We start from the raw sequence: 14,589 nt of genomic DNA, 5'->3' as shown, positions 1-14,589 counted from the left end.
GTCCTAAGGTAGCGAAATTCCTTGTCGGGTAAGTTCCGACCTGCACGAATGGTGTAACCATGGCCACGCTGTCTCCACCCGAGACTCAGTGAAATTGAAATCGCAGTGAAGATGCTGTGTACCCGCGGCTAGACGGAAAGACCCCGTGAACCTTTACTACAGCTTGGCACTGAACATTGAACCTACATGTGTAGGATAGGTGGGAGACTTAGAAGCAGAGACGCTAGTTTTTGTGGAGTCGTCCTTGAAATACCACCCTTGTAGTTTTGATGTTCTAACGTTGGCCCCTGAATCGGGGTTACGGACAGTGCCTGGTGGGTAGTTTGACTGGGGCGGTCTCCTCCCAAAGAGTAACGGAGGAGCACGAAGGTTGGCTAAGTACGGTCGGACATCGTACGGTTAGTGTAATGGTAGAAGCCAGCTTAACTGCGAGACAGACACGTCGAGCAGGTACGAAAGTAGGTCATAGTGATCCGGTGGTTCTGAATGGAAGGGCCATCGCTCAACGGATAAAAGGTACTCCGGGGATAACAGGCTGATACCGCCCAAGAGTTCATATCGACGGCGGTGTTTGGCACCTCGATGTCGGCTCATCACATCCTGGGGCTGAAGTCGGTCCCAAGGGTATGGCTGTTCGCCATTTAAAGTGGTACGCGAGCTGGGTTTAGAACGTCGTGAGACAGTTCGGTCCCTATCTGCCGTGGGCGTTTGAGAATTGAGAGGGGTTGCTCCTAGTACGAGAGGACCGGAGTGAACGAACCGCTGGTGTTCGGGTTGTCATGCCAATGGCATTGCCCGGTAGCTACGTTCGGAACTGATAAGCGCTGAAAGCATCTAAGCGCGAAGCAGGCCTCGAGATGAGTTCTCACTAGACTTTTAAAGTCTCTGAAGGGCCGTTGAAGACTACAACGTTGATAGGCAAGATGTGGAAGTGGTGTGAGCCATTAAGCTAACTTGTACTAATTACCCGTGAGGCTTAACCATACAACGCCAAACGCGTTTTATGTGATAGTGAAACAAGCGAAGAAGTTAATATAACTAAAGTAGATACTGAAAACTTTTTATTATCAGAAATTCCAAATTTTAGTTAGTGCGTAGTAATACGAACTGACACCAAATTTGCTTGGTGACAATAGCGTTTTGGACCCACCTGACCCCATGCCGAACTCAGTAGTGAAACGAAACAGCGCCGATGATAGTGTAGCATTTGCTATGTGAAAGTAGGACATTACCAGGCTCCAAATAAGAGAAAGCCCGACTCGAAAGAGTCGGGCTTTTTTACGTCAGCAGAAAAGTGAGATGCGCACACTCATCCAGCATCTATCGCGTAGGTTGGGCGAGCGAAGCGACTCCCGACGAATAAAGAGTTCAACATTTGTTATGTGGCTCTCTAGCGCTGTGGGCATTACGTCATTCTACTGCGTTGTCGCTACGAAGTAGCGCACCGACTCCAAATACAAGCAAGGCCGACTCTAAAGAGTCGGGCTTTTTTGCATCTGGAATAAAGTGAAAATACGGGTTCGAGATATAAGGGTAAATATGAGCCTAAGGCTTAACGATGATCCTTAGCACTTTCTTATTTCACGTGCTGGGTTGCCGGCAACAACGGTGTTTGATGCAATGCTCTTAGTTACCACTGAACCCGCACCAATAACAGCATTATCACCAATGGTAACACCAGCTAACACAATAGCTCCCGCGCCAATCCATACGTTATTACCTATGAAGATTGGTGCTGCAAAGTTTTCTTTATTGAGCCGCTCAGTTGGGTTCACAGCATGCGTAACTGCTAATAGCTGAACATTAGAGCCAATTAAGCAGTCACTACCAATCGTAATCATACCTTTATTAATTGGTGCATCTAATACAGTGCAGTTAATGTTTATAAAAGTACGATCACCTATATGTATTTGCGAGCCATAGTCACAATGAAAGCCCGCTTCAATAATTACTCCATCACCACAGTGTGAGCATAATTCTTTTATTCGCTTTAAATTACCTTTACTGGGGCTTTTATTAAATAAGCGGCAAATTTCGTGCACAGCTTTACGCTGCGCTAGATTCTCTTTACTAATACTATTAAATGACTGCATATCAATTTTGTTTAACTTAAATAATGGTGTCTAGCTTAACCTACTTTAAGCATGATGATAATTTGAATAAAACTGTGCTTTTTTAACGCATTCACTTGCCATTTATTATGTTTCGTTTAAAATCCATTAACTTTCGAAACGAAACTTAATTGTAATCACTTATGACCAAACGAAACACTCAGCAACGCCGCCATCTGATCCTCACTCAAGTTAATGAATTAGGTGAAGTGGCTGTTGAGAAACTTGCTGAACAGTTTCAAACATCAGAAGTAACTATTCGAAAAGACTTAACCGCGCTTGAAAAAAGTGGCTTATTGCTGCGCCGTTACGGCGGTGCTATTGCTCTGCCAAAAGAGATTGTTAGCGATGAGATTGATTCTAAGCGTAAAGTGGCCATTGCCAAAGCGGCAGCTGCGCTTATAAAAGATCATAATCGCATTATTATAGACAGTGGGCGCACCACTGCAGCGATGATCCCTGAGTTGGCTAGCAAGCAGGGGTTAGTTGTTATGACTAACGCGATTAAAGTGGCAACGCGTTTATTGGCACTTGAAAATGAGCCAACACTTTTAATGACAGGTGGCACGTGGGATCCGCATTCAGAATCGTTTCAAGGGCAAGTAGCTGAAAATGTTCTATGCTCATATGATTTTGATCAGCTATTTATAGGTGCCGATGGCATTGATGTAGCGCGTGGAACAACCACGTTTAATGAGCTTGTTGGATTAAGCCAAGTGATGGCTAAAGCGGCGCGCGAAGTTATTGTGCTGGTTGAGTCAGAAAAGATTGGCCGAAAAATACCAAATTTAGAATTACCGTGGCAAACAGTAACCACATTAATAACCGACAGTGGCTTAGCAAGTGATAAGCGTGCAGCCATAGAGGCGTGTGGTGTAAAACTAATTTGCGCAGAGATTATGGAATAGCAACTACATCGTGAGTTGCTAGAATTAAAAAATTAATGGAGACACTATGTGTGGAATCGTTGGGGCTGTTGCAGAACGTCCAGTAAATAAAATCTTAGTTGAAGGGCTTAAGCGTCTTGAGTACCGTGGTTATGACTCAGCAGGTGTAGCTTTACTTGAAGGCAATACACTTAATACAGTTAAAGCAGTAGGTAAGGTTGTAAACTTAGAGTCAGCACTTGAACAAGCTGGTGTTAGCGGTCACACAGGTATTGCACACACTCGTTGGGCAACTCATGGCGGTGTAACTGAAGCCAATGCTCACCCACATGTTTCAAGCAATCAATTAGCGCTTGTACATAACGGAATCATTGAAAACCACGCAAGCTTGCGTGCAGCACTTAAAGGCGACGGTTACGAGTTTTTATCAGACACCGACACTGAAGTCATGGTGCATTTAATTCATCAGTTACGTCAGCAGCACACCACTTTATTAGCGTCAGTTCAAGCAGCTGTTAAACAGTTTGAAGGCGCATTTGGTACCGTTGTGTTCGATAAAGCGAATGATAACGAAATTATTGTAGCGCGCTCAGGCAGCCCGTTAGTTATTGGTTTAGGCCTTGGTGAAAACTTTATTGCTTCTGATCAACTTGCATTATTACCGGTAACTCGCAGCTTTATCTTCTTAGAAGAAGGTGATGTAGCGCGTATTACTCGCGACACTGTAGAAATTTTTGATGCAGATGGCAACGCGGTTGAGCGTGAAGTTGTTGAATCAAACATCACACAAGATGCATCAGGTAAAGGTGATTACCGTCACTACATGCTAAAAGAAATTTATGAGCAGCCACTTGCAGTACGTAACACCCTTGAAGGACGTTTAAACGATGACCGCGTAGCGATTGATGCTTTTGGCGATAGCGCACAGCAAATATTTAAAGACGTAAAACACGTACAAATTATTGCCTGTGGAACGTCATACCACTCAGGTATGGTTGCTCGTTACTGGCTTGAGCAATTTGCAGGTGTTAGCTGTAACGTAGAAATTGCCTCTGAGTTCCGTTACCGTCAGTCATTTGTACACGAAAACAGCCTACTAGTAACGATTTCACAGTCAGGCGAAACGGCTGATACTTTAGCTGCACTGCGTTTAGCTAAAGAGCAAGGCTACATGGGGTCAATGACTATTTGTAACGTACCAGGCTCATCGCTTGTGCGTGAATCTGACCTTGCCTTTATGACCAAAGCCGGTGCTGAAATTGGTGTTGCCTCTACTAAGGCATTTACTACGCAGCTTGTTGGTTTGTTAATGCTTACTGCGTCTATTGCGCAAGAGAAAGGCCTAGATCAAAGCACGATTGTTAACGCTATTAAATTGCTTCCAGCTAAATTAGAAGAAACGCTATTGTTGGCTGATGGCATTGCAGACCTTGCAGAAGAATTTGCTGATAAGCACCACTCACTGTTTTTAGGTCGCGGGTCGCAATACCCAATCGCAATGGAAGGCGCGCTTAAGCTTAAAGAGATTTCATACATCCACGCTGAAGCATACGCAGCCGGTGAGCTTAAACATGGCCCATTAGCGCTAATTGATGCCGACATGCCAATTATTGTTGTAGCACCAAACAACGAATTGCTTGAAAAGCTTAAATCAAATGTAGAAGAAGTACGTGCTCGCGGCGGCATCATCTATGTATTCGCTGATAAAGACTCACACTTTGAGTCAGACGACACAATGCGTGTAATCAACGTAAACCACGTAGATGACGTGATTGCCCCAGTGGTATATACAATTCCATTACAGCTACTGTCGTACTACGTAGCGGTCATTAAAGGCACTGACGTTGATCAGCCACGTAACCTAGCAAAATCGGTTACAGTTGAGTAAAATCAAAAGCTTATAGGTTTTTATTAATGTTAAAAAAGCGCTTAAGGCGCTTTTTTTGTGCCTGAAAGTCTGTTAGCTTAAGTAACTTATTATTCTCTAAGGGATTAGTCATGCGTTTATTAACCGTTATTTGCTTTTTTAGCTTTTTTGCTTTTAGTTCACAAAGTGTCTTTGCACAAGCTGGCATTAAACAGCAAAGTGCTGATGATTCTCAATTCATGCACACTATTAAATCGGCTGTTTTAAACGAAGAACGCACTGTTGTTGTACAATTACCAAAGAGCTACCAAGCTGAGCCAAATAAGGTATATCCTGTTATATATCGCTTAGATGGCGCGGGTAATATACCGCTTGCTAGTGCTGTTATTGAGCGTTTACAAAATGATAATCGTGCGCCTGAGGTTATTATTGTCGCTATTGAAAGCACTAATCGACTCAGAGATTTTTATCCTACAGTGAATAAAGAGCCACAAGGTCCTGTCGGTGAAGGGGGCGGCGCGGCAAAGTTTTTAGCGTTCTTTGAGCAAGAGCTCATTCCTTTAGTAAATAAGAATTATCGCACGCATGACTATAAGGTTATATCTGGTGCCTCCGCTGGAGGTGTATTTGCAGTATATGCTTTGCAGGCTAAACCTGAATTATTCCAAGCACATATTGCTTATAGCCCCGCAGTTTGGTGGAACTATGGCGCAATGGTAAAAAGTACAAAATCGTTTATAGCTAAAACGAAAGACCTGAATAACTACGTTTATACTAATATTGGCGAAGAAGCCGGCATAATGCGTGAAAGGTACGATGAATTACAGCAATCACTGCAATCACATAAAGCGCCAGGGTTACGCTTTTTTAGTGATGCGTTTGATGGCACCTCGCATAACCTGACTTCCTCTGCTGGCGCATTTAATGCCTATTACAACTTATTTTTACCTAAGAAAATGCCAATCAGTGCTTTAACTGACGGTGTAGCCTCTATTGATGCTTATTACAAAACATTATCTCAACAATGGGGTGAGCAGGTATCTCCACCAGACAGTGCTGTTAGATCACTCGGTTATAACTTAACGGATAGCAAGCAATTTACCCGTGCTATTGAGGTGTTTAAGTACAATATAAAAAATCACCCCAAATCAGTCGATGCGCTTTCTGCCTTATCATATGGCTATGAAATGCAGGGTGATACTCGCCAAGCGTTTGAACAGATGGAGTCGGCTTTAGCCATTGCTGATGACTCATATCCTTATATAAATTACTTAAAAGAAACAAAAGTCAGGTTACAAGCAGAACTGAGTAAGAACTAATAATATTGCCAACTTAGTTGTTGGCTTTTTATGAAAGCCTCTTTAAGTTTGGAGTGCTCTCGGTGACAGTCAAATTAATTACAAGAGTAGGGTTTAGATTCAAAGAGTGATCTTTAACGTGATTAAAGCTTTACCAAACAAATTAGAAGAAGCAATATTACTTGCTGATGGTATTGCAGACTAAGAAGAGTTTACTGGTAAATACTCATACTGTGAGTCAGATGACTATGCGTGTAATCACTGTCGCACTATAAAGTGGTAATTAAAGCACAGATGTTGACGAACCATGCAATTTGGCAAAGTCGGCCTAAAAATTTTAAAATCAATAGGCGACAGGTTTGATGTAAAAGGCGCTTTGTGCACCTTTTTAATATGCGCGATTACCTAAATCATAAGCAAAGTAGCCATAAACGGCTAGGGTCATCATAATTACGAAAGAGTAATGCATTGCGCGAGCTAAAATTAAATCTATAGGTCTGGCGTGTCGTAAAATGGCTTCGTCATTAACAACCGTCGCCTTTGCGGGTTTTTGCCGCCTTATTACTTTGCCATACATGCTCACTCTTATGCCTAGCCCTTTATCCCAAAGTGGTTCATGTATCCCTTCCTCACGCATTTTTCTCTCTATGTGTTTCATTGAAATACGAGTGAAGCATAAGGTTGAAATGAGGAAAAATATCAATGCTGGAAACGACACTATAAAATAAATGATTTCGGGAATTATGTACATGATTAAAACCAATCAACACTTGAGCTTAAATCATACACAGTACCAGATATAAATTTCCCAAAAGAATCACCAGCTTTACCTGCAGCATAACCAGCCCCCAAGCCTACACCAATAAGAATTACCCAGCCAACTGGACCCATTGCAATTGCTATTCCTACCCCTGCGGTTATAGTCGTACCGCCAACATAGGCTCCTGCAGCAGTACCAACACCAAAACCTGTCGTTTCAACAACAGCACGGCGCTGCCAGTCTTTACCTGCTTTGTAATCGTCATAAACGCTATCAGCTCGAAGACCAGCATCAATCGCAATGACAAACTTTCCTGCAATGCTGGATCCTTGCTCTAATCTACGTAAGTGCTGTATGTTAGCTAAAGAAGTTAATTGCAAGGGAGCTGAACTTCTTGCGCTTCTTGCTGTATCTATGCCTCGTTGCGTATTAGACCAGATATTACCCCGTGCAGATGCTTTCACTTTGCCTTTGAATTTAACCATTTCTCTTTTAAATTCAGTGTTTAACTCTAGATGGGCTTGCTTAGCTTTGTTACCTAGTTTGATTAATTCTAATTTAGGTTGCTTGTTCTGCGATGCTTTTCTAATTTCAATTAAGCTAGTTTGGTATTTTAGAATCGCTTTTCCAAATGTACTTAACCTCACTTGGCTTGACTCTAATGAAGTAAGTGCTGCGCCAGTGGCAGTCAAGGTATCAAGATTTCTTCCAAGAACTTGTTGACTCGTTAAACCTCTTACTTTATCAACATATGGAGATATTTCCGCATCGTATAGCGCGGCAATAGCCAAAGCATCTTCATCACCGAAGTTGTTTACTATAGTACTGACATTTCTCTTTGTATGCTCAGGCCAAGACACCGTATTATCAAGTGCACAAGCTATGTCAGGACGAGAGCGCCTGAAATCACTCATATCCCCAGATTGTGGAGTTCTTAAAATGAACGGGGTTCCTTGAGGTATAAAGTTACCTATAATATGAGGGTTATCCTCTCTAAATCGCTTTAATTGCTCTAAGTCATTACTGTTAAAAGGTAAACTTGCTCGACTTTTCGTATTGAAACATAAATCAAATTGAGACATGACATTTCCTTGTATCTAAAATTAATCCATCAGGCCGCAAAAATAACACACTTGAAATGCTGAAATCAATAATACAGCGTGTTCAGCTATTATTTGTAATGATTGATGTATGTGAAAAATAGTATTAATGTAAAGTGATATTCAGTGAATCATCGTTTAATAAAAAACAAGATGCATTTTATTTAAATCACTAACCTCTACTTAATAGCTGCTAAATACGCTAAAATTACAGGCTACTTTTTAGCAATAAGCCCGTAATAAATATGACCTCAGCCACAAGCCCTAGCACCTTCAACGAACTTGGCCTAATTCCAGAGCTATTAGCTCGATTGTCTGATCTTGAATACACGCAACCTACGCCGATTCAGGCTAAAGCAATTCCAAGTATCCTGGCGGGAAGTGACTTAATTGCAGGAGCGAATACTGGCTCTGGTAAAACAGCAACCTTTGCTTTGCCTATGCTACAAACCCTATTTTTAGCGCAAGGTGCTAAAAAAGCAGCGAGCAAAGGTAACTTTGTTTCAGGGCTTATTTTGGTACCTACACGTGAGCTGGCAGTGCAAGTGGCTGATAGCGTTAAATCGTATTCTGCTAACTTCAATGGCGCGATTAAAACGGTGGCGGTGTTTGGTGGTGTGTCGGTTAATACGCAAATGCAGGCTCTACGTGGCGGTGCCGATATTATCGTAGCAACCCCTGGGCGCTTGCTCGATTTAATCTCAAGCAATGCGATTAAGCTCGATAAATTAAATATGCTTGTGCTTGATGAAGCCGACCGTATGCTAAGCCTAGGTTTTACTGAAGAGCTGGCTGAGCTGCTGGCGTTAATGCCTGCTAAAAAGCAAACCATGTTGTTTTCAGCGACTTTCCCGGAGCAAGTCACACAATTAACGCAAGAGCTGTTAACCAACCCTGTTGAAATACAAGTGCAAAGTAAAGATGAAAGCACCTTAGTACAGCGCGTATTTACGGTTAATAAAGGCGAAAAAACCACGGTTTTAGCGCATTTAATAAAAGCGCATAAATGGCGCCAAGCGCTTATTTTTGTAAACGCTAAAAAAGATTGTGAGCACTTAGCCAGCAAGCTTGAAAAGCGCGGCGTGAATGCACAAGTGTTCCATGGTGATAAAGGCCAAAGCGAGCGTACTCGCGTAATAGAAAAGTTTAAAGCGGGCGAAATTGAAGTGCTTATTGCAACCGACATTGCCGCTCGTGGTTTAGATATTGAAAAGCTACCAGTAGTAATTAACTTTAACTTACCGCGTAGCCCTGCTGACTACATGCACCGTATTGGCCGAAGCGGCCGTGCTGGTGAAGTAGGTTTAGCGCTATCACTGATTGATTTTGAAGACTTTCATCACTTTAGAATTATTGAAAAGAAAAACAAACTACGTTTAGAGCGCGAAGAGGTAACAGGTTTTGCTGTAAACCAAGCCAACCTTGATGCAGCTGATGCCCTTAAAAACGACAAGCCAATGGCCAAACCAGAAGGCACAGGTAAAAAGAAGAAGAAAAACAAAGCCAACCCAGAAGATGACGTATGGAGCGGCTGGCGTAAGAGTAAGTAAAAGTTAAGATTATAAAGCCGACATTTGTCGGCTTTATTGTTTATTAATCTTAAAATAGAGTCATTAATATTAAAGCGCTTTGATATCGCTTTTCCACTTTACCAATGCTGCAATGAATTCGGGGCCAATACCACAGCAGCCGCCAATAATTGTTGCGCCTAGGTTATGCCATTGCTTAGCAAATGCTACATACTCAGCAGGGGATAAATCGCGGTAACCTTGCGAGCCTTCATTGGCTTTATAATCACTGGCGATTGGTGTAAAACCATTCGCAAATGCCCCTAAATTAAGGTGTTTATTTTGCTGTTTTAGCACTCGATTAGTGTCGCGCAGCGCTTGTTCAATGACCTCGGGAATAGAGCAATTGAAGAATATGCCCGCTATATTATGTTCGAGCAATGCTAAGGTAGCGTCTGATACTAATTCACCAGAGCGCAATGTGGCTTGTTCGCTTACTTCATCACTTAAGGTAAATGCGTAATAACATGGTTTTTTTGAATTCTTAAGTACGCTTGCCATTACGTGAGCTTCTTCAATACTGGAAATAGTTTCACCAATCCAAATATCGACATATTCATCCTGTGCTTTATATAGGGTATCTAAAATAGTAAATGCGCGTTCACTTTGGAAAAAATCAGCACGGTACGATCCAAATGCGGGGGGCAATGAACCCGCAACTAGCACGTTTTGTTTAGTGTTTTGAGCTGCTTCTTTTGCAATAACCGCTGCCTGCTGTGCAAGTGCTGCGCCTTGTGCTTGGTAAAGCGTTTCACCTAAATGAAAGGGGACACAGGCGTAGCTATTTACCGTAATAATTTCTGCCCCCGCATTTATAAAAGCTTGATGCGCTTGAGTTACGCATTGCGGAGCTTCTATGAGTGCCTGAGCACTCCAAAGTGGCTGTGAAAACGGCGCACCCATACGCTTGAGTTCACGACCCATACCGCCATCTAATATTGTTAACTTGCTCACATTGGACTTCTAAACGTCTAAATAATTAAGGCTATTCAAACATACTTTTTGAAAATTCATAATGAAACTTCATCAGGTTTAACATGAAAAAAACTCAATGCTTTTAAACAGACACAAAAAAAGCGACTACCCAAAGGTGTCGCTTTATTTTAATAAGGCTTAGCTTACTTATAAAACGCTTCTACAGTGCCTTTTACTTTCATAAGTAATGGCTGGCCACGACGGTCTAACGCTTTAGGCGCTGCTACTTTGATCCAACCTTCGCTGATGCAGTATTCTTCAACGTCAAAACGCTCTTTACCGTTAAGAGTAATACCGATTTCATGTTCAAATACTTCTTCTACATAAAATTTGCTACGTGGGTTGATAGACAGTTGATTTGGTAATTCTGGTTTGTTTGTATCAGTCATAATGGTGATCTGCGTTGAATTAATTATGCGCTATTGTAGGCAATAGCTGGCTTATGCTCAAGCACGAGATCAATAAACTAAGTGGCTTTTATGTATATAGCTAACAGCGGGTGTTTATAAGTGCTGCGGTATGATGCGCTTGGTTAATAAACGCCGCTGTTGCTGCACTTTGATAGCTCCCCTTTCGCTGCAATATAACGGCAGTGCGCTTTAATAACGACGGCGCAAGTGTGATAGCAGTGAGCTCCTCATGTTTACTGGCAATATTTGAAGGTAATAGTGTGGCTAATTGGGTATAACGGACTATTTCAATAACGGCGCTGAGTGAATTAGCCTCCATAAGCACATTTGGTTGCACGTTATGCTGACGGCAATGGCGCTCTATTTGTTCGCGCGTTGCAAATTCATTACTCAGCAGCACCAGTGATTGCGCATTGAGCGTATGCAAATCAATCGAGTTTTGCTGCGCTAACTCATGCTGCTTATTAACCACTAATGCGAGCGTTTCTTCTAGTAAATTATGTGCCTCTATATCTGCATTATGGCTGCCTTCAAAGGCAATGCCTAGGTCAAACTCATCATCAAGTAGGCGTTTTTCCATACGCTCTTGCGACATTTCTTCCATGCTTAAGCTGATATTAGGATATTGCTGATGAAACGCTTTAATTAAGGGGCCAATAAGATAGGTTGTAAAAGTGGGTGTAATGGCCACTCTTAATGCACCTCGGCTGAGGTTTTTTACATCATGAATAGCTCGCTTTCCCTCTGCTAAATCCTGCAATGCTTTTTGTGCATAGCGGGCATATACCTCTCCGGCATCGGTTAACTTTACACTGCGACCTGAGCGGTCAAACAAAGGGGCGCCTAAGGTTTCTTCAAGCTGTTTAATTTGCTGCGATAGCGCAGGTTGCGACACATACAAAGAGGCAGCTGCCTTAGTGAAGTTTTGGTGCTTGGCAACCGCCAAAAAGTAATTGATATGACGCAGTATCATGACTCTACTATAAGTATTTGTTATCGGTATCATAATATACCAGTCTTTTACCTTATTAAAAAGCGAGCGTATTATTCATTGCATCAACAACACAGAGACACTCGTTATGAAAGATATCATTGAAGGTTTTTTAAAGTTTCAAAGTGATGCATATCCAGAGCGTGCCGATTTATTTAAAAACTTGGCTACTAAGCAAAATCCACGCACTTTGTTTATTTCATGTTCTGACAGTCGTTTAGTGCCAGAGTTAGTAACTCAACGAGAACCTGGTGGATTATTTGTAATTCGTAATGCTGGGAATATTGTTCCTTCATATGGGCCTGAGCCGGGCGGAGTGTCTGCTTCTGTGGAGTACGCGGTTACTGCATTAAAAGTAACGGATGTGGTTATTTGTGGCCACTCTGATTGCGGCGCCATGACAGCAATTGCAACCTGCAAATGTATGAACCATATGCCTGCTGTTGGCAGTTGGCTGCGCTATGCCGACTCAGCTCGTATTGTCAATGAAGCACGTAATCATGCAAATGAACGTGAACGCATAGCAGCGATGGTTCGTGAAAATGTTATCGCACAACTTGAAAATATTAAAACTCATCCATCAGTTCGTTTAGCCCTAGGCGAAGGCCGTTTAGCCTTGCATGGCTGGGTTTACGATATTGAATCGGGTGGTATTGACGCCCTAAATGGCAATACCAATACGTTTGTTTCCCTTGCTGAGCATACTGATGTTCGTGCATACCCAACTCAGCTTCCTGTAGCTGTATAACCAACCATTGTAAGAGGTACTATTATGATCCAATCTCAAGTGAGCAACACTGCACGTTTAGCATTAACTGATACAATTATTGCAGCTAAAGCAGAAAAAAATCTGTCGTTTGAACAAATTGCAGAGGGCACAGGTTTAAGCGACGTTTACGTGACGGCGGCTTTATTAGGCCAGCACCCGTTACCTGCAGAGGCCGCTGAAAAAGTGGCACAAACACTGGGCCTTGATGCAAGTGCGGTTGAGTTACTTAAAGCTATTCCACTACGTGGTAGTGTAGAAAACAATATGCCAACCGATCCGACTATTTACCGTTTTTATGAAATGATGCAAGTATACGGCACAACATTTAAAGCTTTAGTACATGAACAATTTGGTGACGGTATTATCAGTGCAATTAACTTTAAAGTAGATATGAAAAAAGTAGAAGATCCAGAAGGAGGCTCACGCGCAGTGATCACCCTTGATGGTAAGTTCTTGCCTTACAAGCCTTTCTAAACGCTTTATAATACTTATTCATATCAGTCGGTGCTTTGCACCGGCTTTTTTAGGTTATTAAGGATGATTTTTCATGAATACACATGCTAGGCCTGCTACTGCTAGTACATCAACCTTCTCACTGCTTTGGCCGATGTTAATTATTGCGATACTGGCGATGACATTACGACCGACCCTAACCTCAGCTGGTCCTGTGCTGGATGATATTCGCTTAGCCACTGGTCTTGGCTTACAGGGGGCGTCATTATTAACCGTATTGCCGATGTTTTGTATGGGCGTGTTCCCCTTGTTACTGCCTTGGCTTGGGCGTTATTTAAGTGAAAATGCGTGGATAGCAGGAGGCTTATTTGCCATTGCATTAGCAGGCGTTTGGCGGCTATGGCTTGGCAGTGGTTGGGAATTAATTATCTCTGCATTAGTGGGCGGTACTGGTATTGCAATCGTGCAAGCAATGGCACCTGGTATTGTTAAGCGTTGGTATCCGCAGCGAGTGCCTGTTGCCATGGGCGTTTACTCAGCTTCATTAATGGCGGGTGGTGGAATGGCCGCTATACTCACACCGCTAGTGGCAAAGCATTATAATAGCTGGCAAGCAGGGCTTGGCATGTGGTTTATTATTCCTGTCATTGCCATGCTACTGTGGTGGTTAAGACCGCGCGAGCGTATGGAAGCCAAGCATAGCAGTGTTAAACGAAACTTTTTTATTAACCAGCGAGCATGGTTACTTGCAGCCTATTTTGGTTTGGCTAATGGTGGTTACGCATGCATGATTGCATGGCTACCCAGTTATGCGCAAAACCTAGGCTGGAGTGCACAGCATAGCGGCGAACTTATTGGCGTTATGACTGTGTTTCAGGTTATTGGTGCGTTAGGTGCGCCACTACTTTCATCAACTCGCACAGATAGACGACCTTGGTTATTAGCTGCCGTTGTTTTTCAGCTGGTGGGTTTTATTGGTTTAATTGTATTACCTGAGCCAATGATGAATGTTTGGGTCGGGCTTATTGGGTGTGGCTTAGGCGCGTGTTTTTCGCTAACGCTAACCGTGGCGCTCGATCATTTAGCTAATCCTAAATTGGCCGGTGTGCTAACTGCATTTGTACAAGGTGTTGGATTTATTATTACTGCAATTATTCCTTACGCAGCAGGCGTATTGCTTGATTTAACCCATAGTTATCAGGCGTCTTGGTTAATGCTAGTGATCACCCTAATAGCTATGTTAAGTATGACCACAAGGTTCTCCCCAGCAAGTTATGTTAAAGCAATGGGGGATTAACGCTCCACGGGTTCCTGTCTTTTTGGCTGCTAGTGTATGGCAGCCGTCATTTTTTCTTCATCAAAATTACCTTTATTAGTCATATCTGTTTTTTATAGTGCAG

At 42.6% G+C, this 14,589-nt stretch carries 13 protein-coding genes and 2 rRNA genes (1 of these 15 running past the window's edge); 9 read left to right on the top strand and 6 right to left on the bottom strand.

The features are described 5' to 3' along the window. Positions 1 to 984: ribosomal RNA gene (locus B1F84_RS15015) — 23S ribosomal RNA — on the top strand (it extends 1,903 nt beyond the left edge of the window). A 138-nt stretch (positions 985 to 1,122) separates the two neighbouring features. Next, positions 1,123 to 1,237 (top strand): 5S ribosomal RNA (rrf, locus tag B1F84_RS15010). Between the two features lie 328 nt (positions 1,238 to 1,565). On the opposite strand, the gene B1F84_RS15005 is transcribed toward rrf, so the two are convergent. Then, positions 1,566 to 2,093 (bottom strand): sugar O-acetyltransferase, encoded by a 528-nt coding sequence (locus B1F84_RS15005; RefSeq protein ID WP_131691877.1) that lies wholly within the window; start codon positions 2,091 to 2,093, stop codon positions 1,566 to 1,568. Between the two features lie 161 nt (positions 2,094 to 2,254). Here B1F84_RS15005 and B1F84_RS15000 point away from each other — a divergent pair, with 161 nt between their 5' ends. From B1F84_RS15000 to B1F84_RS14990, 3 genes are all read left to right on the top strand, one after another. Next, positions 2,255 to 3,019, top strand: coding sequence for a DeoR family transcriptional regulator (locus tag B1F84_RS15000; RefSeq protein ID WP_131691876.1), 765 nt, complete (start codon positions 2,255 to 2,257; stop codon positions 3,017 to 3,019). Positions 3,020 to 3,065: 46 nt separating this feature from the next. Beyond that, entirely contained in the window at positions 3,066 to 4,886 is a 1,821-nt protein-coding gene (glmS, locus tag B1F84_RS14995; protein WP_008112790.1) for a glutamine--fructose-6-phosphate transaminase (isomerizing), read from the top strand. A gap of 110 nt (positions 4,887 to 4,996) precedes the next feature. After that, positions 4,997 to 6,184 (top strand): alpha/beta hydrolase-fold protein, encoded by a 1,188-nt coding sequence (locus B1F84_RS14990; protein ID WP_131691875.1) that lies wholly within the window; start codon positions 4,997 to 4,999, stop codon positions 6,182 to 6,184. A 367-nt stretch (positions 6,185 to 6,551) separates the two neighbouring features. Here B1F84_RS14990 and B1F84_RS14985 read toward each other — a convergent pair whose 3' ends face one another. Continuing rightward, positions 6,552 to 6,914, bottom strand: coding sequence for a hypothetical protein (locus B1F84_RS14985; RefSeq protein WP_131691874.1), 363 nt, complete (start codon positions 6,912 to 6,914; stop codon positions 6,552 to 6,554). Between the two features lie 2 nt (positions 6,915 to 6,916). After that, positions 6,917 to 8,005: a hypothetical protein gene (locus B1F84_RS14980; protein WP_131691873.1), complete on the bottom strand. Its 1,089-nt coding sequence runs from the start codon at positions 8,003 to 8,005 to the stop codon at positions 6,917 to 6,919. A 263-nt stretch (positions 8,006 to 8,268) separates the two neighbouring features. Here B1F84_RS14980 and B1F84_RS14975 point away from each other — a divergent pair, with 263 nt between their 5' ends. Then, positions 8,269 to 9,573, top strand: coding sequence for a DEAD/DEAH box helicase (locus B1F84_RS14975; RefSeq protein WP_131691872.1), 1,305 nt, complete (start codon positions 8,269 to 8,271; stop codon positions 9,571 to 9,573). 69 nt (positions 9,574 to 9,642) lie between these two features. Here the strand turns inward: B1F84_RS14975 and B1F84_RS14970 are convergent, their stop codons facing one another. The 3 genes from B1F84_RS14970 to cynR form a co-directional block, all read right to left on the bottom strand. Further along, positions 9,643 to 10,545, bottom strand: coding sequence for a homocysteine S-methyltransferase family protein (locus tag B1F84_RS14970; protein ID WP_131691871.1), 903 nt, complete (start codon positions 10,543 to 10,545; stop codon positions 9,643 to 9,645). Positions 10,546 to 10,709: 164 nt separating this feature from the next. After that, positions 10,710 to 10,955: a DUF3297 family protein gene (locus B1F84_RS14965; RefSeq protein WP_008112798.1), complete on the bottom strand. Its 246-nt coding sequence runs from the start codon at positions 10,953 to 10,955 to the stop codon at positions 10,710 to 10,712. A 100-nt stretch (positions 10,956 to 11,055) separates the two neighbouring features. Then, positions 11,056 to 11,949 (bottom strand): transcriptional regulator CynR, encoded by an 894-nt coding sequence (gene cynR / locus B1F84_RS14960; protein WP_131691870.1) that lies wholly within the window; start codon positions 11,947 to 11,949, stop codon positions 11,056 to 11,058. A gap of 106 nt (positions 11,950 to 12,055) precedes the next feature. Here cynR and B1F84_RS14955 point away from each other — a divergent pair, with 106 nt between their 5' ends. The 3 genes from B1F84_RS14955 to B1F84_RS14945 all read left to right on the top strand — a co-directional run bounded on the left by B1F84_RS14955 (position 12,056) and on the right by B1F84_RS14945 (position 14,486). After that, positions 12,056 to 12,715: a carbonic anhydrase gene (locus B1F84_RS14955; protein ID WP_131691869.1), complete on the top strand. Its 660-nt coding sequence runs from the start codon at positions 12,056 to 12,058 to the stop codon at positions 12,713 to 12,715. Positions 12,716 to 12,739: 24 nt separating this feature from the next. Next, positions 12,740 to 13,210: a cyanase gene (gene cynS, locus B1F84_RS14950; RefSeq protein ID WP_131691868.1), complete on the top strand. Its 471-nt coding sequence runs from the start codon at positions 12,740 to 12,742 to the stop codon at positions 13,208 to 13,210. Positions 13,211 to 13,283: 73 nt separating this feature from the next. Next, positions 13,284 to 14,486 (top strand): CynX/NimT family MFS transporter, encoded by a 1,203-nt coding sequence (locus B1F84_RS14945; protein ID WP_131691867.1) that lies wholly within the window; start codon positions 13,284 to 13,286, stop codon positions 14,484 to 14,486. Positions 14,487 to 14,589 lie beyond the last annotated feature (103 nt).

Source organism: Pseudoalteromonas sp. DL-6 (genome assembly GCF_004328665.1).
Taxonomy (GTDB): domain Bacteria; phylum Pseudomonadota; class Gammaproteobacteria; order Enterobacterales; family Alteromonadaceae; genus Pseudoalteromonas.
This window is presented reverse-complemented; position numbering and strand designations above follow the sequence as displayed.

Excerpts from the sequence above, each read along its gene's own strand:
- B1F84_RS14980 (WP_131691873.1), bottom strand. The coding sequence starts at position 8,005 with ATGTCTCAATTTGATTTATGTTTCAATACGAAAAGTCGAGCAAGTTTA.
- glmS (WP_008112790.1), top strand. The coding sequence starts at position 3,066 with ATGTGTGGAATCGTTGGGGCTGTTGCAGAACGTCCAGTAAATAAAATC.
- B1F84_RS15000 (WP_131691876.1), top strand. The coding sequence starts at position 2,255 with ATGACCAAACGAAACACTCAGCAACGCCGCCATCTGATCCTCACTCAA.
- B1F84_RS14965 (WP_008112798.1), bottom strand. The coding sequence starts at position 10,955 with ATGACTGATACAAACAAACCAGAATTACCAAATCAACTGTCTATCAAC.
- cynS (WP_131691868.1), top strand. The coding sequence starts at position 12,740 with ATGATCCAATCTCAAGTGAGCAACACTGCACGTTTAGCATTAACTGAT.
- B1F84_RS14990 (WP_131691875.1), top strand. The coding sequence starts at position 4,997 with ATGCGTTTATTAACCGTTATTTGCTTTTTTAGCTTTTTTGCTTTTAGT.
- B1F84_RS14955 (WP_131691869.1), top strand. The coding sequence starts at position 12,056 with ATGAAAGATATCATTGAAGGTTTTTTAAAGTTTCAAAGTGATGCATAT.
- B1F84_RS14945 (WP_131691867.1), top strand. The coding sequence starts at position 13,284 with ATGAATACACATGCTAGGCCTGCTACTGCTAGTACATCAACCTTCTCA.
- B1F84_RS15005 (WP_131691877.1), bottom strand. The coding sequence starts at position 2,093 with ATGCAGTCATTTAATAGTATTAGTAAAGAGAATCTAGCGCAGCGTAAA.
- B1F84_RS14985 (WP_131691874.1), bottom strand. The coding sequence starts at position 6,914 with ATGTACATAATTCCCGAAATCATTTATTTTATAGTGTCGTTTCCAGCA.
- B1F84_RS14975 (WP_131691872.1), top strand. The coding sequence starts at position 8,269 with ATGACCTCAGCCACAAGCCCTAGCACCTTCAACGAACTTGGCCTAATT.
- cynR (WP_131691870.1), bottom strand. The coding sequence starts at position 11,949 with ATGATACTGCGTCATATCAATTACTTTTTGGCGGTTGCCAAGCACCAA.